Below are 24,434 nucleotides of genomic sequence, written 5' to 3'. Positions count from 1 at the left end.
TGACGACCGGATGACCCAGCCTCAGCTTCTTTCCGTCCTTCTCGTCGCCGGCATGATGGCCGCCTTCCTCTGGGGGCGGCTGCGCTACGACATCGTCGCGATGCTGGCGCTGTTGCTCGCCGTGGCGCTCGGGCTGGTGCCGGCGGCAGAGGCGTTCAAGGGCTTTTCCGACGACATCGTGATCATCGTCGGCAGCGCGCTGGTTCTGAGCTCTGCCGTGGCCCGGTCGCGCATCATCGAACGGCTGTTCTCGAAGCTGGGCCCGCGCCTGTCCTCGACCCAGCTCGAGGTGCCGTTGCTCGTCTTCGCCGTCGCGATCTTGTCGGCGATCATCAAGAACATCGGCGCGCTCGCGATGATGCTGCCCATCGCCTACCAGCTCGCGCGCAAGGACGGGAAATCGCCCTCGGTTTTCCTGATGCCGATGGCCTTCGCCTCGCTGCTGGGCGGCATCGTCACGCTGGTCGGCACCTCGCCGAACGTCATCGTCGCGCGCGTGCGGCAGGAGCTCGGCGGCCAGCCTTTCGGCATGTTCGATTTCGCGCCGGTCGGCATCGTCGTGGCGCTTGCGGGCTGCGCCTTCCTCAGCGTCGGCTACCGGCTTCTGCCGCGCGACCGGCGCGGCGCGGTCTCGCTCGACCAGGCCATCGACATCAAGGATTACCTCACCGAAGCAAAGCTGACCGAGAAGTCGCTCCTTGCCGGCAGGACAGTCGCCGATCTCAAGGCCATCGGCGGTGGCGGAGCCGAGATCGTCTCGATCCTGCGCAACGAGCGACGGGAGCAGGCGCCCCTGCCGGACGCGGGCCTGCGCGCGGGCGATATTCTGCTGCTGCGCGGTGACGCCGCCGTGCTGGAGCGGGTCGTCGCAGAGGGGCGGCTCGACCTCATCGGCAAGGATCGCCCGACGCAAAAGGAGGATGCGCTGGATCCTGACCGCGTCGCAGAGGCGATCATCGGGCCGGGGTCCGTCCTCATCGGTCAATCGGCCGGCGACATGGCGCTTCACAGCCGCTTCGGCGTCAACATGATCGCGATCAGCCGTTCCGGGGAGCGCTTCAGCCAGCGGCTGCGCGATATCCGCCTGCGCGCCGGCGACATCGTCGTCATCCAGGGCGATGAGAAACTGCTGCCGGAAAAGCTCTCGGAGATGGGGCTGCTGCCCTTGGCCGACCGGCTCGTGCCGCTTGGCCTGACGCGCCGCGTCGTGCTGACCGTCGCGATCACGCTCGCGGCGATCATAGCTCTCGCGACCGGTCTCGCGCCGGTGCCGCTCGTCTTCTTCGCCGCGGCCGTGTTGCTGATCGCCTTCCGCTGCGTGCCGCTGCGCGAAGCCTACAACAACGTCGATGCGCCGATCCTGGTGATGCTGGCGGCGTTGATCCCGGTCAGCGAATCCTTGCGCGCGACCGGCGCCACCGATCTCTTCGCATCCTGGCTCGCCGTGATCGGCGGCGGCCTGCCGGGCTGGGCCGCGGTCGCTTTGATCCTGGTTGCCGCGATGGCGGTGACGCCCTTCCTGAACAACGCCGCGACCGTGCTCGTCATGGCGCCGATCGGCGCCGGCTTCGCCAAGAACCTCGGCTACAATCCCGATGCCTTCCTGATGGCGGTCGCGATCGGCGCAGCCTGCGATTTCCTCACGCCGATCGGACACCAGTGCAACACGCTGGTGATGGGGCCGGGCGGCTACCGCTTCAGCGACTATGCGAGGCTCGGCGCGCCGCTCTCCCTCATCGTCATCTTGCTCGCCGTGCCGATGATCCTGCTGGTCTGGCCGCTGCGCTAGAGCCAGCCGTTCCGCCTGAACCGCCAGTAGAGCGTAGCGCAGGCGCAGGCGATGAGCGCCAGGACGAGGTAGTAGCCATACTGGAATTCCAGCTCCGGCATGTTCTTGAAGTTCATGCCGTAGATGCCGGCGACAGCGGTCGGAACCGCCAGGATGGCGGCCCAGGAGGCGAGCCGTTTGGTGATCGCGTTCTCCTGGCTCTGGCCGACCAGCAGGCTCGCCTCGAACGCGAAGGCCAGCACTTCGCGCAGGCTGTCGATCTTCTCCTGCACCGTGCGGACATGGTCGGTCACGTCGCGGAACATCGTGGCGAGCGCCGGCCTTACCTGCGGGATGTTCCCGTTGGTCAGGCGCTGGCAGACGTCGACCAGCGGCCCGATGGCATTGCGTAGCCGCAGCAGATCGCGCCTGAGCATGTAGAGCCGCTCGATATCGGAGCGCGTCATCGGCTTGGCCAGGACCCTGTCCTCGATTGCCTCCACCTCGTCATGGATCGCTTCGAGCACCGGCATGTAATTGTCGACGATGAAGTCGAGGATCGCATAGAGGATGAAATCCTCGCCCTTCGCCAGCGAAGTCGGGCAGGTCTCCCAATGCTGCCGGACCGAGGTGTAGGAGGTCGAGGCGCCATGGCGCACGCTGACGATATAGCCGCGGCCGATGAAGATATGCGTCTCGCCGAAGGCGATGCGCCCGTCGATCAGTTGCGCGGTGCGCGCCACCACGAACAGGGCGTCGCCATATTGTTCGAGCTTCGGGCGCTGATGGGCGTTGGTCGCATCCTCGACCGCGAGCGGATGCAGGTTGAACTGCTGCTGTACGCATTTGAGCAGGGCTGGATCGGGCTCGAAAAGTCCGATCCAGACGACATGGTCGTCCTTTTGCGCCCAGTCGCCGGCTTCCTCGACCGGGATGTCGGCGATGCGCACACCGTGAGCGTAGACGCTCGATGCGACGACGCCGGCTGCGTGGAGTTGCCCCTCGACGGGATCGCGAGGGAGCGGCTTGGGCGCCGCGGAGGCGGCAAACCGGACGTTCGAGACTGTCATCTGATCACCCCGTCGGTCGCGAGATCACCATAAGGCAGGCTAGAACTGTTCCCGGTCCGTGGAAATCACTTTTCCGCCAAAGCGAGCGCTTTGGCGGCGATGATTCCGACTTTTACGCCATCACCCTGGCAGCGACCTGCTTCAGCGCCGCGGCATCGCGCTCCAGCCAGCCGGGAACGGGCAGGTTCTTCGAGCGCAGGAATTCGGGGTTGAACAGCTTGGACTGGTAGCGCGTGCCATAGTCGCACAGCACCGTCACGATGGTGTGGCCGGGGCCCATCTGCTTCGCCAGCCGGATCGCGCCGGCGACGTTGATGCCGGAGGAGCCGCCGAGGCAGAGGCCTTCCTGCTCCAGCAGATCGAAGACGATCTGGACCGCTTCCGCATCCGGGATCTGGAAGGCGGCATCGACCGGTGCGCCTTCCAGATTGGCGGTGATGCGGCCCTGGCCGATACCCTCGGTGATCGAGGATCCCTCCGCCTTGAGCACGCCGCTCGTGTAATAGGAATACAGCGCAGCGCCCATAGGATCGGCGAGGCCGATCGTCACCTTCGGATTGCGTGCCTTCAGCGCCATGCCGACGCCGGCGAGCGTGCCGCCCGAGCCCACCGCGCAGATGAAGCCGTCGACCTTGCCCGCCGTCTGATCCCAGATTTCCGGGCCGGTGGTGTCGAAATGGCCCTGCCGGTTGGCGACATTGTCGAACTGGTTGGCCCAGATCGCGCCGTTCGCTTCGCTCTTCGCCAACTCCTCGGCTAGGCGGCCCGAGACCTTCACGTAGTTGTTCGGATTGGCATAAGGCGCGGCCGGCACCTCGACCAGCGTCGCGCCGGCGAGCCGCAGCATGTCCTTCTTTTCCTGGCTCTGCGTCTCCGGGATGACGATGACCGAGCGATAGCCCAGCGCATTGCCGACCAGCGCGATGCCGATGCCGGTATTGCCCGCCGTGCCTTCGACGATGACGCCGCCCGGCTTGAGCTGCCCCTTCGCCTCGGCGTCGCGGATGATGGCGAGCGCGGCGCGGTCCTTCACCGACTGTCCGGGATTCATGAATTCGGCCTTGCCGAGGATGGCGCAACCCGTTTCCTGCGACGCCTTCTGCAGCTTGATGAGTGGGGTGTTGCCGATGGCTTCGATGACGCCGTTGCGGATGGTCATGGCCGGATTTCCCAATTCGTCTCTGACCTGATAGGCGAAACACTCGCCAAGGTCACCAAGCAAGCGGGCCGCACGCCCCGGGTTCGCAACCATGCCAGTCGCCAAGCCGCAGCAGGGAGAAAACTCTTCTCCAAGGCTCGCCATGAATGAAATTCTGGTCGTCGATCGCCTCGGTCAGCGCGGCGACGGTATCGTGCAGACGCCCGCTGGCACCGTGTTCGTTCCCTATGCGCTGCCGGGCGAGACCGTGCGCGCAGTGGTCGACGGCGAGCGCGGGCAACTCGTCGAGATCATCGCGCCCTCCGAATCCCGCATCGCTGCGATCTGCCCGCTCTTCACCCGCTGCGGCGGCTGCGCGGCGCAGCACATGGAGCCCGGCCTCTACCGGGAATGGAAGCGCCAGCAGGTGATCACGGCGCTGAGCCGCGCCGGCATCGAGGCGCCGGTCGCCGATCTCGTCGATGCCCATGGCGCCGGGCGCCGGCGTGTCACCTTCCACGCTCGCCGCCAAGGCGAGGCGATGGTCGTCGGCTTCATGGCGGCACGCAGCCATGAGTTGATCGCGGTCGAGGCCTGCCCGGTGCTGGCGCCGGGCCTCGATCGAGCGCCTGCCGTCGCGCAGATGCTGGCGAACCGCATGGGCGGATCGAACAAGCCGCTGGATATCCAGATCACCGCCTCGGAGGCGGGGCTCGATGTCGACATGCGTGGCCACGGCCCGGTCGCCGACAAACTCAGGCTGGCCCTGACCCAACTCGCGGAACGGCTCGACCTCGCCCGGCTCTCCAACCATGGCGAGATCGTCGTCGAGCGCCGCCCGCCCTTGCAGCATATGGGCAAGGCGCTGGTCGCGCCGGCCGCGGGGGGCTTCCTGCAGGCGACGGCGGCGGGCGAGGAGGCTCTGGCCGGACTCGTCATGGCTGCCCTGCCGAAGGGAAAGCGTGTCGCCGATCTCTTCGCCGGTTGCGGCCCGTTCAGCTTCCGTATGGCCGAGCGCATGCAGGTGCTGGCCGTCGAGACCGAGAAGGCGGCGATGCTCGCTCTGACCAAAGGCGCCGGCGCGACGCAGGGGCTCAAACCCATCGCGACCGAGACGCGCGACCTGTTCCGCCGCCCGCTGCTGGAGCATGAGCTCAACGGTTTCGACGTCGTCGTGCTCGACCCGCCGCGCGCCGGTGCGGAGGCGCAGGTCAAGCGGCTTGCGGCCTCGAAGGTCCGGGATGTGGTCTACGTTTCCTGCGACGCCGGCAGTTTCGCGCGCGACGCTGCGACGCTGGTTGCGGGCGGTTATGCGCTGGAGGCCGTGACGCCGGTCGACCAGTTCCGCTATTCCGCCCATGTCGAGCTCGTCGGCGTGTTCCGGCGAGGCAGGAAGGGCTGAGGACAGGGCTTCAGGATGAGCGCAATTCTTGATCGCATGGCCGGCATCGTCGGCGCGAAGAACGTTATCACCGATGCCGACGCCATGGTGCCCTATCTCAAGGAGTGGCGCGATCTCTTCCGCGGCAAGGCGCAAGGAATCGTCCGCCCAGGCTCGACTGCCGAGGTCGCGGAGCTGGTGAAGCTCGCCGCCGAGACCGGCACGACGTTGGTGCCGCAGGGCGGCAATACCGGGCTCGTCGGCGGCCAGATCCCGATTGCGGAGGGCAGGGAAGTCATCCTCTCGCTGCAGCGCCTCGACAAGATCCGGGCGGTCGACACCGACGGCGACACCATGATCGTCGAGGCTGGCGTCACCCTGAAGCGGGCGCAGGATGCGGCCGAGGCGGCCGGTCGCCTCTTCCCGCTCTCGCTCGCCTCGGAAGGCTCCTGCACCATCGGCGGTAACCTCTCGACCAATGCCGGCGGCACCGCCGTGCTTGCCTATGGCAATGCCCGCGAGCTCTGCCTTGGGCTCGAAGTCGTCCTGCCGGACGGACGCATCTGGAACGGCCTGCGCCAGCTCCGCAAGGACAACACCGGCTACGACCTGAAGGATCTCTTCATCGGCGCCGAAGGCACGCTCGGCATCATCACCGCCGCGGTGCTCAAGCTCTTCCCGCTGCCGGCGGCCCGCGCCACCGCCTTCCTTGCCGTGCCGGACCCGGAAGCGGCGCTTGCCTTACTCAACGCCGCGAAGGCCGGCGCCGGCGGCACTCTGACCACCTTCGAACTGATGCCGCGCATCGGTCTGGATTTCGTCCTGCGCCATGCGTCCGGCGCGCGCGACCCGCTATCCGAGCCGTCGCCCTGGTATGTGCTGATGGAGGCCTCAGCCCAGTCCGCCGCCGGGCTCGACGAGCATGTCGAAGCTTTCCTCGGCGAGGCGCTGGAGAATGGCATCGTCACCGACGCTGCGCTGGCGGGGTCGCTGACCCAGCGCGCCGATTTCTGGAAGCTGCGCGAGATGATGTCGGAGGTGCAGACCTATGAGGGCGGCTCGATCAAGCATGACGTTTCGGTGCCGGTCCACGCCACGCCGGAATTCCTGAAGCGCGCGATTGCGACGGTGGAAGCGATGGTCCCGGGCTGCCGCCCCGTGCCCTTCGGCCATCTCGGCGACGGCAACATCCATTTCAACATCAGCCAGCCGGTCGGCGCCGACAAGGCCGCCTATCTCGCGCGCTGGAGCGAGATGAACGAGGCGGTCCATGCCATCGTCACGGAACTCCACGGCTCCATCTCGGCCGAGCACGGCATTGGCCGCCTGAAGCGCGACCTGCTGCCGGGCGTGAAGGACCCCGTGGAGCTCGACCTGATGCGCGCGATCAAGCAGACGCTCGATCCGCGGGGGATTCTGAACCCGGGCGCGATGCTGGCGCAGGAATGAGTGGCGCTCGTCATGCTCGGGCTTGACCCGAGCATCTGCTGATCAAGATTCGCGGGTCTGCGTTCCGCTCCGCCCGAGAATGACGATCGCTCCTGGAGGGCACAAACCCTTGCCCGCGCCATCGGCAGGCTGCGTCGTGAAGCATCGCTGCCGGAACGTCCTGCTCAAAAATTTGGCAGGATGCGCCCTGCGCTCGATTGACCGCTTTTTGCCTCATCTCTAGCCTTCGGCCTCATAACGAGAACATGAGGGGTTGGCTGGTATGATCGGCGTGACGCGGATGCTGTCGAATTGCGCGCGGATGACGGGCTTCGGGCCGACGCGGCGCGGTCTTGTCGGTGCGGCCTTGGTGGGAGCGGCTGCACTGGCCGGGGCGATGCCGGCGGCCGCCCAGACTTCGCTGAAATTCACGCTCGACTGGGTCTTTCAGGGGCCGACCTCGCCCTTCCTCGTCGCGCTCGACAAGGGCTACTACAAGGCCGAAGGGCTCGACGTGACGATGGACCCCGGCCAGGGCTCGGCCGGCGCAGTCCAGCGTGTCGCGACCGGCGCCTACGATATCGGCTTCGCCGATGTGAACTCGCTGATCGAGTACAACGCCAAGAACGCGGGCAAGGAAATCCTCTGCGTGTTCATGGCCTATGATTTCCCGCCCTTCGGCGTCCATGCGCTGAAGAAGAGCGGCATCACAAAGCCGACCGATCTCGCCGGCAAGAAGCTCGGCGCGCCGGTCTTCGACGCCTCATTCCGGCTGTTCCCGGCCTTCGCCAAGAAGGTCGGGCTCGACGCTGCTACCGTCCAGCACGTCAACCTGACGCCGCAACTGCGTGAGCAGTCGCTGGTGCAGGGCACGGTCGACTTCATTTCCGGGCACTATTTCTCCTCGATCCTCGATCTGAAGGCGCGCGGCGTGAAGGCGGAGGACGTCGTCTCGTTCAACTACTCCGACTACAAGATGGATGTTTACGGCAACGGTATCATCGTCTCGCCGGCGCTGGCGGCGAAGCCCGAGGCCGTGACCGGCTTCCTGCGCGCCACCGCCAAGGCCTGGAAGGAAGTCGCTGCCAATCCGGCGCTCGGCATCGCTGCCGCCAAGAAGCGCGACCCGCTGATCGACGAGAAGCTGGAGGCAGAGCGCCTCGACATGTCGCTTCGGATGAACGTGCTGACGCCCTTCGTGAAGGAAAACGGCATGGGCGATGTCGAGCCGGCCCGCTTTGCCCGCTCGGTCAAGGACGTGGCCGAAGCCTTCGGCCTGCCTTCCGCGCCGGAGCCGGACAAGGTCTTCACGGGCAAGTTCCTGCCGCCGAAGGCGGAGCGGATGGTCGCGCCCTGACGCGCCGTTCCATCCCCGGCCCTCATCCTGAGGAGCTGTTCCGGCAGGAGCGGCGTCTCGAAGGATGCTTCAGGAGGCTCCCGTGATATCTGGACCATCCTTCGAGACGCAGGCATCCCGGCCTGCTCCTCAGGATGAGGGCTTGGGGGGGAATAACTCCCAACCGCCTCTCGTCGAACTGCGGCAGGTCAGCCTCGCCTATGGCAGCGGGCCCGGCCGCATGCTGGCGCTTGAAGATGCCACGCTCTCCATCGCCAAGGGCGAGTTCATCGCCGTGGTCGGCCCATCCGGCTGCGGCAAGTCGACCCTGATGAAACTCGTCACCGGGCTGCTGCCGCCGAGTGGAGGGGAGGTTCGGGTCCACGGGCAGGTGGTGAAGGGGCCGATCCGCGGCGTCGGTATGGCCTTCCAGGCGCCGACCCTGATGCCCTGGCGCACGACGCTCGACAACATCCTGCTGCCGCTGGAGGTGGTCGAGCCGCACAAGCGCCGCTTCCGCGCCAACAAGGCCGAATATATCGCGCGCGGCGAGGCGCTGCTGGCCTCGGTCGGCCTTGGCGGCTTCGGCCAGAAGTACCCTTGGCAGCTCTCGGGCGGCATGCAGCAGCGCTCCAGCCTGTGCCGCGCGCTCGTCCACGAGCCGGATATCCTGATGCTCGACGAGCCCTTCGGCGCGCTCGACGCCTTCACCCGTGAAGAGCTCTGGAGCGTGATGCAGAAGCTCTGGATGGAGCGCCGGTTCACAGCGGTCCTCGTCACGCACGATCTGCGCGAGGCGGTCTATCTCGCCGACACCGTCTATGTGATGAGCCGGCGCCCCGGAAAGATCGTCAAGATCCGCAAGATCGAGCTGCCGCGCCCGCGCACGCTGGAGACGACCTTCTCGGTCGAGTTCGTCGACATCGTCCACGAACTGCGCGAACGCATCCATCTGGAGCATGCGTGATGAGCGAGACTCAGAGGCGCATATTGCTCCTCGCCATGCCCTGGCTTGCCATGGCAGGCCTGCTGCTCGCCTGGGAGCTGGCCTGCATCGTCTTCGACGTGCCCGAGATTCTGGCGCCGCGCCCGACGCGCATCTTCGAGACGATGGTTCAGCGCTGGGACATCCTGCTGCGCTTCTGCCTGGAGACGCTCTGGACCACGCTCATCGGCTTCGCACTGGCGATCGGCTTCGGCCTGCTGCTGGGCCTGGCCATCGGCGCCTCGCCCTTCGTCTATTCCGGTCTCTACCCGCTGCTGATCGCCTTCAACGCGATCCCGAAGGTCGCGATCGTACCGATCCTGATGATCTGGGTCGGCGTCGGCGCGCTGCCGGCGGTGATCACCGCCTTCGTCATCTCCTTCTTCCCGATCGTCGTGAACGTCGCCACGGGCCTCGCCACCATCGAGCCCGAGATGCGCGACGTGATGCGCTCGCTCGGCGCGAGCCAATGGGAAATCCTCACCAAGGTCGGCGTGCCCCGCGCGATGCCCTATCTCTTCGCCAGCCTGAAGGTCGCGGTGACGCTCGCCTTCGTCGGCTCGGTGCTGTCGGAGACCGTGGGCGGCAATCGCGGCATCGGCTTCCTGATGCTCTCGGCCGGCGCGCGCAACGACGCGCCGACGACCTTCGCCGGCCTGTTCTCCATCGCCATCATGGGCATGGCGCTTTACGCGCTTTGCGCCTTGGTCGAGCGGCGGATGACCCGCTGGGCCTTCCGCGGCGAGATCGTCGCCTGAATTACGGCGTCGCGACGTAACCGTCGCGGCGCGGATCTGCGGCGCCTGTGGACACACCGGTCGCCGGATCGACGGCGACCGCCTGCATGCCACCGCAGCGCATCGTCCAGCCGACATCGAAGGCGCGGGCATCATGGCCGCGCCGGACGAGCTCGTCGATGGTCTCAGGCGCGACCCGGTTCTCGATCTCGACGAGGTGGCCGTCCCAGAGCCGGGCGCGCGGCGCCTCGATCGCCTCCTGCAGCGGCAGGCCGAAGGCGAGGTGCTGGACCATCGCCTGGGCCTGCGTCTGCATGATGCCGTAGCTGCCGGGCGTGCCGAGCGCGAGCACCGGTTTGCCGTCGCGCGTCGAGATCGACGGGGACATGCACATCGCCAGCGCATCGCCGGGCTTGGCCCGGTTCGGGCTGCCGGTCTGCACATCCGCCCAATACAGGAAGTTATTGAGGCACAGACCCGTGCCGGGCACGACGACGCCGCTGCCGAAGGGGCTGCCGAGGCTCTGCGTGATGCAGATCAGGTTGCCGTCGCTGTCGGCGATCGAGAACGACGTCGTATGCGCCGGGTCCTCGCTCTCCTGCGGCGTCCACTGCTCGGTCGGCCCCGTCACCGGCTTGCCGTCGGTGAGGCGCTTGCGCAGCCGCTCCACCGCGTCGTCGGACAAAAGTTCGGCGAGCTTGTCAGGGCTGGGGTTGTTGTGGGCGATGCGCTCGCCGGCGGCGAGGCGGATGGCGCGGTAGACGAGGTCGAGATGATCAGGCCCGTCCTTCCTCAGGGCGGCGAGGTCGAGCCCGTCGAGCAGGCGCAGCGTCAGCAGGAACTGGAAGCCTTCGCAGGGCGGCGGCGGCACATGAACGCTCAGCCCGTGGAAGCTCGCCGCCAGCGGCTCGCGCCACACCGTCTTCACCGCCGCGAGATCGGCCATGGTCATCGAGCCGCCGAGCGCTTGCAGATGGGCAATCACCTTCTCGCCGAGGGCGCCGCGGTAGAAGTGATCGGGCCCCTTCTCGGCGATCTCGCTGAAGGTTTGGGCGAGGTCGGACTGCACCAGCAGCGAACCGAGATGCAGCGCGCCGCCGGGCTGATAGTTCCGGGACCAGGCCGGATAGAGCGCGGGGCGGTTCTGCAGCAGCGGATCGTTCTCCTCGAACTCCGCCGCGCCGAACTCGGCTAGCGCGAAACCATCCCGCGCCAGCGCGATGGCCGGCGCGAAGATCTCCGGCAACGATTTGCGGCCGTAGGTCTTCGCCAGCTCGCACCAGCCGGCGAGGTTGCCGGGGGCGGCGACGGCGAGCGGGCCGCGTTCGAGGTCGCTGCGTTTGCTGAAGCGTTCGGCCGGGAAGCTGGCCGGGATCGGCGGTACGAAATCGAGCACCCGCACGCGCCGCTCGGCGGCGACCCATAGTGTCGCAAAGCCCATCCCTGCGAGGCCGGACATGAAGGGCTCGACGACATTGAGCGCGGCGGCGGTGGCGGCTGCGGCGTCGAAGGCGTTGCCGCCCTGCGCCAGCAATCTCGCGCCGGCCTGTGCCGCCAACGGATGGGCCGCGGCGACCATGCCGTGGCGGGAGGTCATGGTGGGGCGGCGGCCGTGCATCTGCGTCTCCTCGTCGTCTTCTGCGACGATCAGAGCATGATTCCAGCGCTAGAACAGGCTGCCTTGCCCGTCATCCGTGGGAGGCCGGGCCGCTTTGCGCGCATGGCGCTTCGGCGCTTCGGGGGGCTCCTGATCGGGCAGCTCGGCCAGAGGCAACTGCACCTCCGGACTGTCATTGGCGACCTTGTTGACGGCGTTGCCGATGGCGACGGCTTCCAGCAGATCGTCCGGCGGCGGCTTGAGCAGGCGCCTGGTCTGCTCGGCCGTGGCCTGCGGATCGAGCCACGCAGCATAGTCGCGCGGATCGAGAATGATCGGGCAGCGGTGGTGGATGGCGGCCATCAGGCCGTTCGCCGGACCGGTCATCATCGCGACCGTGTCGATCTCGGACCCATCCGGGGAATGCCAGGTCTCCCACAGCGCGGCGAAGGCGAAGAAGCCGCGATCGGGCCGGCGGAACAGGAAGGCCTCGCTCTGCGCCTGCCGGCCGGCACCGCTGCGCCGCCATTCATAGAAGGCATCGGCGGGCAGCAGACAGCGCCGGCGCGTCAGAGCATTGCGGAAAGACGGCTTCTCGGCGGCGCTCTCGCTGCGGACGTTGATGACGAGCGGAAAGTCCCTCGCGTCCTTCACCCAGCCGGGAATGAAGCCCCAGCGCATCAGCAGGAAGCGCGGTGCCCCGTCATGCACGAGCACCGCAGGCACCGGCTGTGTCGGTGCGATATTGTAGCGCGGCGGGAAGTTCGGCTGCTCGCGATAGCCGAAGGCCTCGCGCATCGCTTCAGGGGGGAGGGTGATCGCATAGCGTCCGCACATGCCGGCTGTTTACGTCGAGACGAGGCGGTCAGATCAACACTTTCTTTCCGGTTGGCCAAACATAGTCGCGCCGATTCCGGGGCAGAAGATGAGTGCCATCGCGACGAATGTGCTGGCCGAGGTGCCGGTGGGACTGGCTGGAAGCGTCGACGCTCCCCGGCTCTCGACCGATTTCCTCAACCGCTACAGCGAAGCCCTGATGCTGATCGAGATGGCCGGCATGGACGAGAGTCTCGTCGCCGATCTCCAGGCCTGGCAGAGCATCAGCTATCGCGAGCATTTCCGACGCTCGCCCTTGCGTTGCGCGGCTTCGGCGCTGGCGGCCTATGACCGCATCGATCCCGTCCACGCGAGCGCGTTCGAGGATGTCTGCCGATCGATGACCCGGCTGGTGCGCACCGTGACAGCTTTGCTTGCAGAGACGCCGCAACCGAAGGAGCTGCCGATGATCGTCAACGTGGCGAGCGATGCGCTGCGCCGGCAGATCGCCCGCGCCACGCAGTTCATCAACGCCAACGGCATGATCGACATCACGGCCGTCGAGGATGCTGTTCTGCAAGCGCAGATCGACGCGCTGTTGACGCGCTGATCACGCTTTCCGCCGCGCCCCGACGAGGAACTCCCGGTTGCCGTCGCCGCCGTCGATCGGGGAAGGGATCGGTCCGTCGACCGTGAAGCCAAGCGCACGCAACGCCGTGACGATGTCGTCGCAGACCTGACGCTGAATCGCTTCGTCCCGGACGATGCCCTTTTTGAGGGCGGCGCGGCCGGCCTCGAACTGGGGCTTGATCAGCGCCGCGATGCCGGCAGCCGGCGCGAGCAGCGCGGCCACGGCCGGCAACACCAGCTTGAGCGAGATGAAGCTGACGTCGATCGCGGCGAGGCTCGGCCGCGCCGGCAGGGCTTCCGAAGCCAGCGTTCGGATGTCCTGGCCTTCGAAGCTGGTGACGCGCGGATCGGTCCGCAGCGAATTGTGGAGCTGGTCGCGCCCGACATCGACGGCGACGACCTGGCGTGCGCCGCGCTTCAGCAGGAGGTCGGTGAAGCCGCCGGTCGAGGAGCCGACATCGAGGCAGACCAGCCCTTGCGGATCGAAGCCGAAGGCATTGAGGGCGCCTTCCAGCTTGAGGCCGCCGCGCGAGACGTAAGGGTGAGGCGCCTCGGCGGTCAGCTCGGCGTCATCAGCCACCATTTCCGAGGCCTTGCGTACCGGCCGGCCGGCGACGCTGACGAGCCCGGCGGCGATAGCGGCCTGCGCCCGCGCGCGGCTCTCGAAGAAGCCGCGCTCGACGAGCAGTTGGTCCGCACGGCTTTTCATGGGTGAATATCAGGCGCGCTTGACGACGTTCGGCGCCCCGAGCGCGCCATCGACGGCGGCGACGATGCCGGCAGCGTCGAGCCCGGCGGCGGCATACATCGCGTCGGGTTTGTCGTGATCCTGGTAGACGTCAGGCAGGGTCAGCGTCCGCACCTTCAGGCCCGCATCGAGCGCGCCGCTGCGCGCCAGCAGATGCAGCACATGGCTGCCGAAGCCGCCGACCGAGCCTTCCTCGATCGTGATCAGGATCTCATGCTCGCGGGCGAGCTTGAGGATCAGCGCTTCATCGAGAGGCTTGGCGAAGCGCGCATCGGCGACCGTGGTCGAGAGCCCGCGCTGGGCCAGCAGATCGGCTGCCTTAAGCGCTTCCGCCAGGCGCGTGCCGAGCGAGAGCAGGGCGACGCGCGTCCCTTCACGCACGATGCGGCCCTTGCCGATCTCCAAGGGCATGCCGACATCCGGAATCTCGACGCCGACGCCTTCGCCGCGCGGATAGCGGAAGGCGATCGGCCCTTCGTCATAGGCGGCGGCGGTCGCGACCATATGGGTGAGCTCGGCCTCGTCGGCCGCCGCCATCACCACCATGTCGGGCAGGCAGGCGAGATAGGCGATGTCGAAGGAGCCGGCATGGGTTGCGCCATCCGCGCCGACAAGCCCGGCTCGGTCCAGCGCAAAGCGAACGGGGAGCTTCTGTAGCGCCACATCATGGACGATCTGGTCATAGGCGCGCTGCATGAAGGTGGAGTAGATCGCGACGAAGGGCTTGTAGCCCTCGGTCGCGAGCCCGGCCGCGAAGGTCACCGCATGCTGCTCGGCGATGCCGACGTCGAAGGTGCGCGAGGGAAACTCCTTGCCGAAGGCATCGAGCCCGGTGCCGGACGGCATGGCGGCGGTGACGGCGACGACCTTTTCGTCCTCCCGCGCCTGCTTGATCAGCGCGTTGGCGAAGACGCCCGTGTAGCTCGGCGCATTCGCCGGCGCCTTGGCCTGCAGGCCGGTCACGGGATCGAACTTGACGACGCCGTGATATTTGTCGGCGCTGGCCTCGGCCGGGGCGTAGCCCTTGCCCTTCTGCGTCACGACATGGACGAGGATCGGCCCGTTCCCGGCGTCGCGGACGTTGCGCAGCACCGGCAGCAGATGGTCGAGATTGTGCCCGTCGATCGGCCCGACATAGTAGAAGCCGAGCTCCTCGAACATCGTCCCGCCGGTCCAGAAGCCGCGGGCATATTCCTCGGTGCGCTTCGCCTTGTCGTGGAAGAAGCGCGGCAGCCGCTCGGCGAGCTGCTTGGCGACTTCGCGCAGGGAACGATAGGTCCGGCCCGAGACCAGCCGCGCCAGATAGGCCGACATCGCACCGACCGGCGGGGCGATCGACATGTCGTTGTCGTTGAGGATGACGATCAGGCGCGAACCGAGCGCACCGGCATTGTTCATGGCTTCATAGGCCATGCCGGCCGACATAGCGCCGTCGCCGATCACGGCGATGACGTTGTTGCGCTCGCCCTTGAGATCGCGCCCGACGGCCATGCCGAGCCCGGCGGAGATCGAGGTCGAGGAATGGGCGGCGCCGAAGGGATCGTATTCGCTCTCGGAGCGCTTGGTGAAGCCGGAAAGGCCGCCCGGCTGGCGCAGCGTGCGGATGCGCTCGCGCCGCCCGGTCAGGATCTTGTGTGGATAGGCCTGGTGACCGACATCCCAGATCAGCCGGTCGCGCGGGGTGTCGAAGACATGATGCAGCGCGACGGTGAGCTCGACCACGCCGAGCCCGGCGCCGAGATGTCCGCCGGTGACGGAGACGGCGTCGATCGTTTCCAGCCGCAGCTCATCCGCCACTTGCCGAAGCTGGGCATCGTCGAGCTCTCGCAGATCGGCGGCATCGTGGATCGTGTCGAGCAGAGGAGTCGCAGGGCGTGGCACGAGGCTGTCCGGGCTCGTTGGAATGGTTCTGTCCTGAAATAGTGCCTGCGCGCCGCGCTGGCAAACCACGGTTGGGATCTGCCTCTGCATCGGCGAGGCAGCATCTTCCCACGAAACGGGTGGTTCCCACGCCGGCAAGGCTTTTCAGTGTCCTCACGACTGCTTCTGAGGACATCAAGCGATGAACCCGACCGATATCACACCTCTGCCGGCGGCATTCAGGCGCATCGGCTGGTCCAATCTCTCTGCCCAGTTCTCGGAGCAGATCGCGCTGGCCGCCGCACCCTTGGCTGCGGTTCTCCTGCTCTCGGCCGGCCCGGCCGAGACCGGCTGGCTGCAGACGGCACAGACTTTGCCCTTCCTTCTGCTGTCGATTCCCGCAGGGCTGATGGTCGACCGTGCCTCGCGGCGCCGGCTCATGGTCGGCACGGAAGCGCTGCGTGCGCTGTCGCTGCTCGCCATTCCGTTGCTGCTGGTCTCCGGTGGCCTCAACCTCACCTGGCTCGCCGTGCTCGGCGCGCTCGGCGCCGTCGGTACGGTCTGCTACAGCGTGGCGGCACCGGCCTTCGTTCCATCCGTGGTGCCGCGCGCCCGGCTTGCGGACGCCAATCGCTGGCTGGAGCTGGCGCGCAGCGCCGCCTATGCCGGGGGCCCGGCGCTCGGCGGGGCGCTCGTCGGATGGATCGGCGTGTCGACGGCTTACGGTCTGGCGGCCGGGCTCTCGATCCTCGCCGCGCTCCTGCTGGCCGGCCTGCCGAGGGATGAGGCACCGTCCGGCCCACGACGCGATCTCCTGCACGATTTGAAGGAGGGCGCTCGCTTCGTCGCCGGCCACGATCTGCTCAGGCCGATCCTGGTGACGGCGGTCTTCTTCAACGTCTCCTGGTTCGTCTTCCAGGCGGTCTATGTGGCATACGCCGTCCAGAATCTCGGCCTCGGTGCGACCGAGGTCGGCGTCACCCTCGGCATCTACGGCGCGGGAATGATCGTCGGCGCTGTCCTCGCCCCTCATATTGCGCGGCAGGTCACTTTCGGGACGCTGATCCTGCTCGGGCCGCTCGCCGGCCTTTGTGCAGCCGCCGTGATGCTTGCGACGCTCTGGATTCCGTCCGTCAATCTGGTCGGCACGAGCTTCTTCCTGTTCGGTGTCGGGCCGATCATCTGGACGATCTCGACGATGACATTGCGGCAGGCGGTCACTCCCAATGCGATGCTCGGTCGTGTCTCTGCCTTGATCATGACGGCGACCTTCGGCGCGAGGCCGCTGGGTGCCGCGATCGGCGCATCCGTGGCGGCGCATTTCGGCATCGCCGCGTGCCTGGGGCTCGCGACGGCGGGCTTCCTGGTTCAGCTGCTCGTCATCGCTTTTTCCCAGGTGCCGAGGCTGCGGGACCTGTCCGAGATTGCCTGAACGGGGCGGCGGCAGCCGGCCGACTGTTTCAGCCCTCGGGCAGCGGAATGAACTCCTTGTCGTCGCCGGGCACGGTGTCGAAGCGGCCGGTCTTCCACTCCTGCTTGGCCTGCTCGATGCGCTCCTTCGACGAGGAGACGAAGTTCCACCAGATATTGCGGGGGCCGTCCATCGGCTCGCCGCCGACCAGCATCAGGCGGCTCTGGTCGACCGCGAGGATGGAGATGCGGTCGCCCGGCCTGAAGACGAGCAACTGGCCGGCGCCGAACTCCTCGCCGGCGATGTCGATCTTGCCCGAGACGATATAGACTGCGCGCTCGTCGTAGTCGGGGTCTAGCGGCAGGATGGAACCGGGCGAGAGCACGGCTTCGGCATAGAGCGCCTCCCAGGGGAACTGCACCGGCGAGGTCTGGCCATAGGCCGAGCCCATGATCAGGCTGATGCGCTTCCCGCCTTCGACGATCCTCGGCAGCTCGGGCGCACCGTGATGCACGAATTGCGGGGCGATCTCCTCATGCGTCTTCGGCAGGGCGAGCCAGGCCTGGATGCCGTAGAGCTTCGGGCCCGTGGCCCGCGCCTCCAGTCCGGTCCGCTCGGAATGGACGATGCCGCGCCCGGCGGTCATCAGGTTGACCGCGCCTGGCTTGATCGCCAGCGCCGTGCCGAGCGAGTCGCGGTGCATGATCTCGCCGTCGAAGAGATAGGTGACCGTCGAAAGGCCGATATGCGGATGCGGGCGGACGTCGAGCCCTTCCCCGAGATGGAATTCGGCCGGCCCCATCTGATCGAAGAAGATGAAGGGGCCGACCATGCGCTGGCCGATCGCGGGGAGGGCGCGGCGGACCTGGAAACCGCCGAGATCGCGCGTGCGTGGCACGATCACCTTTTCGATGGCCTCGCAGGAGCGGGCATCGCCCAGGATCGGGTCGTCGGCGGGCAGTTGCGACATGGCGGCCTCCTTGGTTGGGACGAAGCGTGATCCCGATCGCGCTCGCGGGCAAGCAGGCCGGCTGCAACCGGCCGCTGGCAGAGGCGCAATCTCAAGGTCCCCGCTGTCGGGGCCGCAGCCGTTCCGGGTCAGCCGTCGACGTCGAGCGGCGTCGTGCCCGTCGGTTTGCCGTCGGCGCCGAGCGTGATGCGCTCGATGCGGGCTTCCGCCTGCTTCAGAAGCGCGTCGCAGCGCGCTTTCAGCGCCTCGCCGCGCGTATAGATCGCGATCGATTCCTCAAGCGGCACGTCGCCGCGCTCCAGCCGCGCGACGATGCCTTCGAGCTCCTTCATCGCCGCCTCGAAGGGCAGGGCCGCGATATCGGCATTCGGATTGTCTTGAGACTTGCTGTCTTGGCTCACGGACCGATTCCTCTTTGCCGTGAGCTTATCGGCCGGAGCGCGCCTTGCCGCAACCCGGTTCGTCGGAGGCCGATCAGACCGGCAGCGCCGAGGTCTTCTTGATGGTGCGCAGCGTCAGTGTCGACTGGACGCGCGTGACGCCCGGCAATTGCGTGATGATGTCGGTGTGGATGCGCTCGAAATCGGCGCTGTCGCGATAGATCACGCGCATCAGATAGTCATGTGCGCCGGCGAGCAGATGGCATTCGAGGATCTCCGGTAGGCTCTGCACCGCCTGCTCGAAGCTTTCCAGCGAGGCGCGGCCCTGCTGGTCGAGCGTGACGAAGACGAAGGCCGTGCCGGGAAAGCCCGCGATCTTGTCGTCAAGCATCATCGCATAGCCGCGGATCAGGCCGCTTTCCTCGAGCTGCCGCACGCGCCGCAGGCAGGCCGAGGGCGACAGATGCACCTTCTCGGCGAGGTCGGAATTGGTGATGCGGCCGTCCTGCTGGAGAAGCCGCAGGATGGCGCGGTCGCGCGAGTCGAGCTCGATCATCATGGTCACTGCGGAAACCTCCCGCGCGATGCATCGTCGCAAATTTCGTCCGATGCAAGCAATCTTCTGCGTTGATCTTGGGCGGATGCGCTTACATCCGCAGCTTCTTGCCTTGACCTTGCAGGAATATGCGCGGCCGCGCAGGCCGATTCAGGCCAGGGGCATGGCGAAAGGCGTGCCTTCGAAAGCATCGGCGCCGCGACCGATTCGTCCGATCGCACGGATCATCCGGCCGCGACGGCCGAGCACCGCGTCGGCGAGGGCGATGAGCCGGGCATTGGGCGTCGCTGAGGGAGCGGCGATCCTCAGCGCGTCGGCGGCCTCCTCCTCGTCGCGGCTGGGGTTGAGCGCACAGGCGGCGATATAGGCTGCAGCCGTCGAGCGGCTGATGCCCGCCCAGCAATGAATCACCATGGGCGCCTCACGGTCCCAGTCGCGCAGGAAGGCGATGAGCCGCTCGACATGGTCCTGCCCGGCCAGGACATGGCCCTCCAGCGGCGTGCTGATATCCGACATGCCGAGGAAGAGGTGGCGGTTTGCATCGATCCCTGCCGGTCGCTCGACGGGCGTGCCGGCATTGATCAGCGTCACGAGATGGCGGGCGCGGACGGCGGCGACGGTCTCGCTCAACCTGGACAGCGGGCAAACGTGAAGGCTTGGCAAGGGACGGCTCCGGATGTCTCGGCGCGAAACCGGTGGGGCAGACGATAGCATGATCGACAGTGCCGACGTCTCCATGACATGGAAGCCGCGACCCATCGACCCGCCACGGCGAAAGCTCCCATGAATCTCTGGCTCCGGCTGATCTGGCTCCTGCTGACGACCCGTTTCCGTCCGGGACTCGCCTTGCCGGGGGAGGCGTCCGTTCTGCCTTTCCGCGTCTGGTTCCACGATCTCGACACCAGCCTGCACATGAACAATGGCCGCTACTGGGCGCTGATGGATCTCGGCCGGCTCGATCTGATGCTGCGCAGCGGGCTGTGGCGGGCGGTGCTGCGCCATCGCTGGCTGCCTGTGGTCAATGCCGGCACGATCCGCTTCCGCCGCGAAATGCGCCTGTTCCGGCCGTTTCGGCTGGAAACCAGGATCCTGTGCTGGAGCGAGAACTGGCTGGTGATGCAGCACCGCATGCTGATGCGCGGTCGCGATGGCGGGGAGATCGTCGCGGCCGTCGCGCTGGTCCGCGCAGCGCTCTACGACAAGGGTGCCCGGGCCTATGTGCCGGTCGCGCGCCTGCTCGGCGAGATCGGCATCGACGTGGAAAGCCCGGCGCCGACCGCGGAGGTGGCGGCTTTCCTCGCCTCCGAGGAATCCATGCGCAGCGCCGCCTCGGGGGCTGGCTGAAAGCGGCTATTCCGCCGCCAGCCGCGTCGCGCGCCACTGCGCCAGCAGGGCGCGCAACGCCGCGGGCTTCAGCGGCTTGTTCAGCAGATAGACGTCGAGCGCATTCGCCGCCTCGCGGACATGCGGCGTCCTGTCGGCGGTGAGCAGGATCGCCGGCATCGGCGTCCGCGCCCGCGCCCTCAAGGCACTGATCGCGGTGAGCCCGTTGCCGTGGTCGAGATGATAATCGGCGATCAGCACATCGGCTTCGCCCTTGCCGCCGACATGCGGCAGGGCTTCTTCCAGGCTCGGCGCGGTCCTGACCTGGCAGCCCCAGCCTTCGAGCAGCCGTTTCATCCCGTCGAGAATGGCAGGCTCGTTGTCGATCACCAGCAGCCGCATTCCGGCGAGCTGGCCGGCCGGGGCCTGCCGCGGCGCGGCCCCGGTCGCCATCGCCGGCAGGGGCGCGGCGCGCGGCACCAGCACCGAGAAGCGCGTCCCGCGCCCGGGCGCCGAATCGAGCGTCAGCCCATGGTCGAGCGCGCGCGCGATACGCTGGACGATCGATAGCCCAAGGCCCAGGCCGCGCGCCACCTTGGCACCCTGGTCGAGCCGCTGGAACTCGCGGAACACGGTCTTCTGCTTGCTCTGCGGGATGCCGAGGCCGGTGTCGATCACCTCGACCGCGACCTGATTGCCCCGGCGGCGGCAGCCGATCAGAACCTTGCCGTTCGGCGTGTATTTGATCGCGTTCGAGATCAGGTTCTGCAGCAGCCGGCGCAGCAGGCGCCGGTCCGAGCGCAGCGCGAGGCTGGTCGGCATGAAGACGAGCTTCAGGCCCCTCTCCTGGGCGCTCGGCTCGAACTCGCGCTGGAGCTGGCGCATCAGTTCGTCGAGGCGGAAAGAGGACAGCTCGGGCTTCAACGCGCCGCCATCGAGCCGCGAGATTTCGAGCAGCGCGGTCAAGATCTCCTCGACCGCATCGAGCGAGGCATCGATGTTCTCGGCGAGATCGGGCTCGCCGGCGGAGCGGTCGCGCTCGACCAGCGAGGTCGCATAGAGCCGCGCGGCATTCAGCGGCTGCAGGATGTCGTGGCTGGCGGCGGCGAGGAAGCGTGTCTTCGAGGCGTTCGCGGCTTCGGCCTCCGCCTTGGCGCGCTGGAGTTCGGTATTGACGTGCAGCAGCTCCTCGGTGCGCTCGGCGACGCGCTTCTCGAGGCTCTCATTGGCGCGTTCGAGTTCTTCCTCGCCGGCCACGGTCTCGGTGATGTCGGTGTAGGTCGTGACGAAGCCGCCATCCGGCAGGGCGTTGGTGCGGACCTCGATCACCTTCTTCGAGGGATAAAGCTTGAGTCGCACGGGCTCGCGGTCCTTGATGAAGCTCTCCAGCCGCGCCGCCATCAGCTCGTCCTGCGCGCCATCGCCGTAGGCGCCGCGCGCCGCGTTGAAGCGCACGATCTCATCGAGCCCCGTGCCGAAGCGCACCAGCGAGGGCGGCAGGTCGTAGAGCTGGATGAAGGCCTGGTTCCAGGCGAGCAGCCGCAGGTCGCGGTCGAGCACCGTGATGCCCTGGCCGGCATGGTCCAGGCCGTGCTGCAGGATGTCGCGGTTGTACTGGAGGGCGGCGGAGGCGTCGTCGAGCAGCTTGAACGCGGCCTCGGTCGAGAGGTTGCGCCGCTTCAGCAGGAGGGAGAGCACGAGCCGCGACGAGGCCGCGCCGATTGCCGAGGAGAGCAGATGTTCGCCGAAGCGCAAGAGATGGATGTCGGCGTCTCGATTCGAGTCCGACGTTTCGCCGCGGCTGGAGTTGAAGCCCTCAAAGGCCCGCTCCGTGCGCTCCTGCCCGAGATAGCGCGCGATCGTCGCCTGGAGCTCGCCTTCCGTGATGCTGGTCCGCCAGAGCGAGAAGGACTGGGCCATGGCTGCGGGCTGCGACTCGACGAAGGCGTTGGCCTGCAGCCGCTCCATCGCGTTTGCGGGCCTGAGCAGCGAGAAGCCGACATAGGCGAGGATGTTGAGGCCGAGGCTCCAGAACACGCCATGCGGCAGCGCCGGCCAGTCGAGCCCGAACAACGCTTCCGGCCTGAGGCTCTGCGCGCCGAAGGGACCCTCTGCGACGACCTCGCTCCACCAGCCGCCGGGCAAGGCGAGGCTCGGCATCAGCAGGGTGTAGGCCCAGACGAGCGTGCCGATCGTCAGCCCGGCCGTCGCGCCGAGGGCAGTGCCGCGGCGCCAGAACAGCCCGCCGAAGAAGGCCGGGGCGATCTGCGCCGTCGCGGCGAAGGAGAGCAGGCCGATCGAGACCAGCGCCGCCTCGCCCGAGGCCCGGTAATAGACATAGCCGAGCAGGATCACGAGGAAGATGCCGAGGCGGCGGATGATGACGACCTGTGAGCCGAGATCGCCGCCCGTGCTGCCATTGCCGTCGCTGAAGAGTCGGCGGGAGCGGGTCGGGTCGCTCAGCGCGCGACGCACGCGCAGCAGCACCGGCATCACGATGTGGTTGGAGATCATGATCGCGAGCGCGACGGAGGCGACGATCACCATCGCCGTCGCCGCCGAGAGGCCGCCGACGAAGACAAGGAGCGCGATCACCCCCGCGTCGCGCTGCAACGGCAGCAGCAGCACGGTCATGTCGCGATCGACCCCGCTGCCGGGCATCATGATCTCGCCGGCCGCCGCCAGCGGCAGCACGAACAGGTTGATCAGTACGAGGTAGAGCGGGAACATCCAGGCTGCCCGCCGCACGTCGCGGACGTCGCGGTTCTCCACGATGGTCATGTGGAACTGCCGCGCCAGCAGCAGCGCCGCGCAGCTCGACAGCAGGGTCAGCGTCAGGAAGTTCGGCCAGCTCGAGGTCCGCTCCCAGATCGGCACCATCCCCTCTGGTGGGTTCGCTGCCTGGGCGAGCAGGTCGCCGGGGCCGCCGAACAGGCCGTAGACGATGAAGAAACCAAGCACGAGGAACGCCACGAGCTTGATCAGCGATTCGACCGCGATCGCGAGCACGAGCCCGTCCTGATGCTCGGTGGCGTCGATGTGGCGCGTGCCGAAGGCGCAGGCAAAGCCGGCGAGCACGATCGCGACGACGAGGGGCAGGTCGCTCAGCAGCGGCACGCCCGGCACCAGCGCATGCCCGCCCGTCGCGGTGAGAAAGACCGAAAGCGAATTGGCCACGGCCTTCAGCTGCAGCGCGATATAGGGCAGGGCGCCGATGACGGCGACGATGCAGGCCAGCGCCGCCACGCGCTCGCTTTTGCCATAGCGCGCGCCGACGAAATCCGCGATCGAGGTGATGTTCTGCGATTTGGCGATGCTGACGATGCGCGCGACGAAGCGGTGTCCGAGGCCGATGACGAGGATCGGCCCGACATAGATCCCGAGGAAGTCGAAACCGGCGCGATTTGCGAAGCCGACCGAGCCGTAGAAGGTCCAGGAGGTGCAGTAGACGCCGAGCGCGAGCGCATAGATCGTGGTGCGCGCCCGGCCGGTCATCAGCTTGCGCCCCGAAGTGTCGGCGATATGCGCGACGGCGAACAGCCCGCAGAGATAGGCGAGCGCGACCAGGATGACGGTCCACGCCGGAATCATGCCGTGATCCCTGGCGCGACGATGCGCGAGCGAGGCCGGAGTTCAGGCGCCATGAGCTTCCGCTTCGAGTTTTGCGGCAGTTTATCGGACGCGCCCCGAGCCCGCCATAGGACAAAGGCGCAAGTCATCCCCAGCTCTTTGCCGCAAAAGCCCCGATGCGCCTGATTCGGCCGGGCATTTAGGCTTTTCCTGCTCTGTCGGGTTGGTCTAGCGTTCGGGACCGATTGACGGGGAAGTGTCGTCTGCTAGCTCAGGGGTGCAGCATGCTGAAGGAATTCAAGGAATTCGCCCTGAAGGGCAATGTCATCGACCTCGCCATCGGCGTGGTCATCGGCGCGTCCTTCGGCAGGATCGTCGATTCTCTCGTCCAGGACATCATCATGCCGTTCATCGGCGCGCTCGGCGGCGTCGATTTCTCGAACTACTTCTTCGGCCTCAATCGTGCCGTTACGGCGCCCGTTCTGGTGGAGGCCAAGAAGCAGGGCGCCGTTCTGGCCTACGGCAACTTCGTCACGGTGGCGATCAACTTCGTGATCATCGCCTTCGTCCTCTTCCTTGTGGTCAAGGGCATCAACCAGCTCAAGCGCAAGGCTGAGGCCGCCCCGGCGTCGCCGGCTGCGCCCCCGGCCGATGTCGCGCTCCTCACCGAGATCCGGGACCTGCTCAAGCAGCAGAAGAACGTCTGACGCATTCGCCTGCGTGGCCGCGA

Annotated in this window: 21 protein-coding genes; 10 read left to right on the top strand and 11 right to left on the bottom strand. The window is 67.3% G+C overall.

The window, feature by feature from the left end; genetic code table 11:
* The first annotated feature begins 10 nt into the window (after positions 1–10).
* Entirely contained in the window at positions 11–1,789 is a 1,779-nt protein-coding gene (locus AB4Z10_RS02320) for an SLC13 family permease (protein WP_441468738.1), read from the top strand.
* On the opposite strand, the gene corA is transcribed toward AB4Z10_RS02320, so the two are convergent.
* Both corA and AB4Z10_RS02310 read right to left on the bottom strand, forming a co-directional pair.
* Positions 1,786–2,838 (bottom strand): magnesium/cobalt transporter CorA, encoded by a 1,053-nt coding sequence (gene corA / locus AB4Z10_RS02315; RefSeq protein ID WP_441468737.1) that lies wholly within the window; start codon positions 2,836–2,838, stop codon positions 1,786–1,788. The two genes, AB4Z10_RS02320 and corA, sit on opposite strands and share 4 nt — an antisense overlap.
* 112 nt (positions 2,839–2,950) lie before the next feature.
* Entirely contained in the window at positions 2,951–3,997 is a 1,047-nt protein-coding gene (locus tag AB4Z10_RS02310; protein ID WP_441468736.1) for a cysteine synthase A, read from the bottom strand.
* A gap of 142 nt (positions 3,998–4,139) precedes the next feature.
* On the opposite strand from AB4Z10_RS02310, the gene AB4Z10_RS02305 reads away from it, so the two are divergent.
* From AB4Z10_RS02305 to AB4Z10_RS02285, 5 genes are all read left to right on the top strand, one after another.
* Positions 4,140–5,378 (top strand): class I SAM-dependent RNA methyltransferase, encoded by a 1,239-nt coding sequence (locus AB4Z10_RS02305; RefSeq protein WP_441468735.1) that lies wholly within the window; start codon positions 4,140–4,142, stop codon positions 5,376–5,378.
* Positions 5,379–5,393: 15 nt separating this feature from the next.
* Entirely contained in the window at positions 5,394–6,806 is a 1,413-nt protein-coding gene (locus AB4Z10_RS02300; RefSeq protein WP_441468734.1) for an FAD-binding oxidoreductase, read from the top strand.
* Between the two features lie 262 nt (positions 6,807–7,068).
* A complete protein-coding gene (locus AB4Z10_RS02295; protein ID WP_441468971.1) occupies positions 7,069–8,142 on the top strand; it encodes an ABC transporter substrate-binding protein in 1,074 nt (357 codons plus the stop codon).
* Between the two features lie 220 nt (positions 8,143–8,362).
* Complete coding sequence (locus AB4Z10_RS02290) at positions 8,363–9,088, top strand: ABC transporter ATP-binding protein (protein ID WP_441468970.1); 726 nt, start codon at positions 8,363–8,365, stop codon at positions 9,086–9,088.
* A complete protein-coding gene (locus AB4Z10_RS02285; RefSeq protein ID WP_441468733.1) occupies positions 9,088–9,864 on the top strand; it encodes an ABC transporter permease in 777 nt (258 codons plus the stop codon). Before AB4Z10_RS02290 ends, AB4Z10_RS02285 begins: the two co-directional genes overlap by 1 nt.
* Position 9,865: 1 nt before the next feature.
* Here AB4Z10_RS02285 and AB4Z10_RS02280 read toward each other — a convergent pair whose 3' ends face one another.
* Both AB4Z10_RS02280 and AB4Z10_RS02275 read right to left on the bottom strand, forming a co-directional pair.
* Entirely contained in the window at positions 9,866–11,461 is a 1,596-nt protein-coding gene (locus AB4Z10_RS02280; RefSeq protein WP_441468732.1) for a gamma-glutamyltransferase family protein, read from the bottom strand.
* A gap of 48 nt (positions 11,462–11,509) precedes the next feature.
* Complete coding sequence (locus AB4Z10_RS02275; RefSeq protein ID WP_441468731.1) at positions 11,510–12,277, bottom strand: SOS response-associated peptidase; 768 nt, start codon at positions 12,275–12,277, stop codon at positions 11,510–11,512.
* An 88-nt stretch (positions 12,278–12,365) separates the two neighbouring features.
* On the opposite strand from AB4Z10_RS02275, the gene AB4Z10_RS02270 reads away from it, so the two are divergent.
* A complete protein-coding gene (locus AB4Z10_RS02270) occupies positions 12,366–12,866 on the top strand; it encodes a hypothetical protein (protein ID WP_441468730.1) in 501 nt (166 codons plus the stop codon).
* On the opposite strand, the gene AB4Z10_RS02265 is transcribed toward AB4Z10_RS02270, so the two are convergent.
* Complete coding sequence (locus AB4Z10_RS02265) at positions 12,867–13,595, bottom strand: TlyA family RNA methyltransferase (RefSeq protein WP_441468729.1); 729 nt, start codon at positions 13,593–13,595, stop codon at positions 12,867–12,869.
* Between the two features lie 9 nt (positions 13,596–13,604).
* Entirely contained in the window at positions 13,605–15,515 is a 1,911-nt protein-coding gene (dxs, locus tag AB4Z10_RS02260; protein ID WP_441468728.1) for a 1-deoxy-D-xylulose-5-phosphate synthase, read from the bottom strand.
* Positions 15,516–15,696: 181 nt separating this feature from the next.
* Between dxs and AB4Z10_RS02255 the strand changes: the two genes are divergently transcribed.
* Positions 15,697–16,926, top strand: a complete 1,230-nt coding sequence (locus tag AB4Z10_RS02255; protein WP_441468727.1) for an MFS transporter — start codon at positions 15,697–15,699, stop codon at positions 16,924–16,926.
* A gap of 28 nt (positions 16,927–16,954) precedes the next feature.
* Here the strand turns inward: AB4Z10_RS02255 and AB4Z10_RS02250 are convergent, their stop codons facing one another.
* The 4 genes from AB4Z10_RS02250 to AB4Z10_RS02235 all read right to left on the bottom strand — a co-directional run bounded on the left by AB4Z10_RS02250 (position 16,955) and on the right by AB4Z10_RS02235 (position 19,474).
* Complete coding sequence (locus AB4Z10_RS02250) at positions 16,955–17,875, bottom strand: pirin family protein (protein WP_441468726.1); 921 nt, start codon at positions 17,873–17,875, stop codon at positions 16,955–16,957.
* Positions 17,876–18,003: 128 nt separating this feature from the next.
* Positions 18,004–18,276, bottom strand: a complete 273-nt coding sequence (locus AB4Z10_RS02245) for an exodeoxyribonuclease VII small subunit (RefSeq protein ID WP_441468725.1) — start codon at positions 18,274–18,276, stop codon at positions 18,004–18,006.
* 73 nt (positions 18,277–18,349) lie between these two features.
* Positions 18,350–18,814 (bottom strand): Lrp/AsnC family transcriptional regulator, encoded by a 465-nt coding sequence (locus AB4Z10_RS02240; RefSeq protein ID WP_441468969.1) that lies wholly within the window; start codon positions 18,812–18,814, stop codon positions 18,350–18,352.
* Positions 18,815–18,961: 147 nt separating this feature from the next.
* On the bottom strand, positions 18,962–19,474 hold the full coding sequence (locus AB4Z10_RS02235) for a tyrosine phosphatase family protein (RefSeq protein ID WP_441468724.1): 513 nt from the start codon (positions 19,472–19,474) through the stop codon (positions 18,962–18,964).
* A 120-nt stretch (positions 19,475–19,594) separates the two neighbouring features.
* Between AB4Z10_RS02235 and AB4Z10_RS02230 the strand changes: the two genes are divergently transcribed.
* The gene (locus AB4Z10_RS02230) at positions 19,595–20,155 is read left to right on the top strand and encodes a thioesterase family protein (protein WP_441468723.1); all 561 of its coding nucleotides are present in this window, start codon (positions 19,595–19,597) and stop codon (positions 20,153–20,155) included.
* Between the two features lie 6 nt (positions 20,156–20,161).
* Here AB4Z10_RS02230 and AB4Z10_RS02225 read toward each other — a convergent pair whose 3' ends face one another.
* Positions 20,162–23,725, bottom strand: coding sequence for a hybrid sensor histidine kinase/response regulator (locus tag AB4Z10_RS02225; RefSeq protein WP_441468722.1), 3,564 nt, complete (start codon positions 23,723–23,725; stop codon positions 20,162–20,164).
* A gap of 263 nt (positions 23,726–23,988) precedes the next feature.
* Between AB4Z10_RS02225 and mscL the strand changes: the two genes are divergently transcribed.
* On the top strand, positions 23,989–24,411 hold the full coding sequence (gene mscL / locus AB4Z10_RS02220; protein WP_441468721.1) for a large conductance mechanosensitive channel protein MscL: 423 nt from the start codon (positions 23,989–23,991) through the stop codon (positions 24,409–24,411).
* Positions 24,412–24,434 lie beyond the last annotated feature (23 nt).

This window comes from Allobosea sp. RAF48, assembly GCF_052114025.1.
Taxonomy (GTDB): Bacteria; Pseudomonadota; Alphaproteobacteria; order Rhizobiales; family Beijerinckiaceae; genus Allobosea.
This window is presented reverse-complemented; position numbering and strand designations above follow the sequence as displayed.

Bases quoted from the DNA above. Each gene is read 5' to 3' on its own strand.
- AB4Z10_RS02230 (WP_441468723.1), top strand. From the start codon at position 19,595: ATGAATCTCTGGCTCCGGCTGATCTGGCTCCTGCTGACGACCCGTTTC.
- AB4Z10_RS02285 (WP_441468733.1), top strand. From the start codon at position 9,088: ATGAGCGAGACTCAGAGGCGCATATTGCTCCTCGCCATGCCCTGGCTT.
- corA (WP_441468737.1), bottom strand. From the start codon at position 2,838: ATGACAGTCTCGAACGTCCGGTTTGCCGCCTCCGCGGCGCCCAAGCCG.
- AB4Z10_RS02305 (WP_441468735.1), top strand. From the start codon at position 4,140: ATGAATGAAATTCTGGTCGTCGATCGCCTCGGTCAGCGCGGCGACGGT.
- AB4Z10_RS02290 (WP_441468970.1), top strand. From the start codon at position 8,363: ATGCTGGCGCTTGAAGATGCCACGCTCTCCATCGCCAAGGGCGAGTTC.
- AB4Z10_RS02265 (WP_441468729.1), bottom strand. From the start codon at position 13,595: ATGAAAAGCCGTGCGGACCAACTGCTCGTCGAGCGCGGCTTCTTCGAG.
- AB4Z10_RS02300 (WP_441468734.1), top strand. From the start codon at position 5,394: ATGAGCGCAATTCTTGATCGCATGGCCGGCATCGTCGGCGCGAAGAAC.
- AB4Z10_RS02275 (WP_441468731.1), bottom strand. From the start codon at position 12,277: ATGTGCGGACGCTATGCGATCACCCTCCCCCCTGAAGCGATGCGCGAG.
- AB4Z10_RS02270 (WP_441468730.1), top strand. From the start codon at position 12,366: ATGAGTGCCATCGCGACGAATGTGCTGGCCGAGGTGCCGGTGGGACTG.
- AB4Z10_RS02310 (WP_441468736.1), bottom strand. From the start codon at position 3,997: ATGACCATCCGCAACGGCGTCATCGAAGCCATCGGCAACACCCCACTC.
- AB4Z10_RS02320 (WP_441468738.1), top strand. From the start codon at position 11: ATGACCCAGCCTCAGCTTCTTTCCGTCCTTCTCGTCGCCGGCATGATG.
- AB4Z10_RS02225 (WP_441468722.1), bottom strand. From the start codon at position 23,725: ATGATTCCGGCGTGGACCGTCATCCTGGTCGCGCTCGCCTATCTCTGC.
- AB4Z10_RS02255 (WP_441468727.1), top strand. From the start codon at position 15,697: ATGAACCCGACCGATATCACACCTCTGCCGGCGGCATTCAGGCGCATC.
- AB4Z10_RS02295 (WP_441468971.1), top strand. From the start codon at position 7,069: ATGATCGGCGTGACGCGGATGCTGTCGAATTGCGCGCGGATGACGGGC.
- AB4Z10_RS02240 (WP_441468969.1), bottom strand. From the start codon at position 18,814: ATGATGATCGAGCTCGACTCGCGCGACCGCGCCATCCTGCGGCTTCTC.
- AB4Z10_RS02280 (WP_441468732.1), bottom strand. From the start codon at position 11,461: ATGCACGGCCGCCGCCCCACCATGACCTCCCGCCACGGCATGGTCGCC.
- mscL (WP_441468721.1), top strand. From the start codon at position 23,989: ATGCTGAAGGAATTCAAGGAATTCGCCCTGAAGGGCAATGTCATCGAC.
- AB4Z10_RS02250 (WP_441468726.1), bottom strand. From the start codon at position 17,875: ATGTCGCAACTGCCCGCCGACGACCCGATCCTGGGCGATGCCCGCTCC.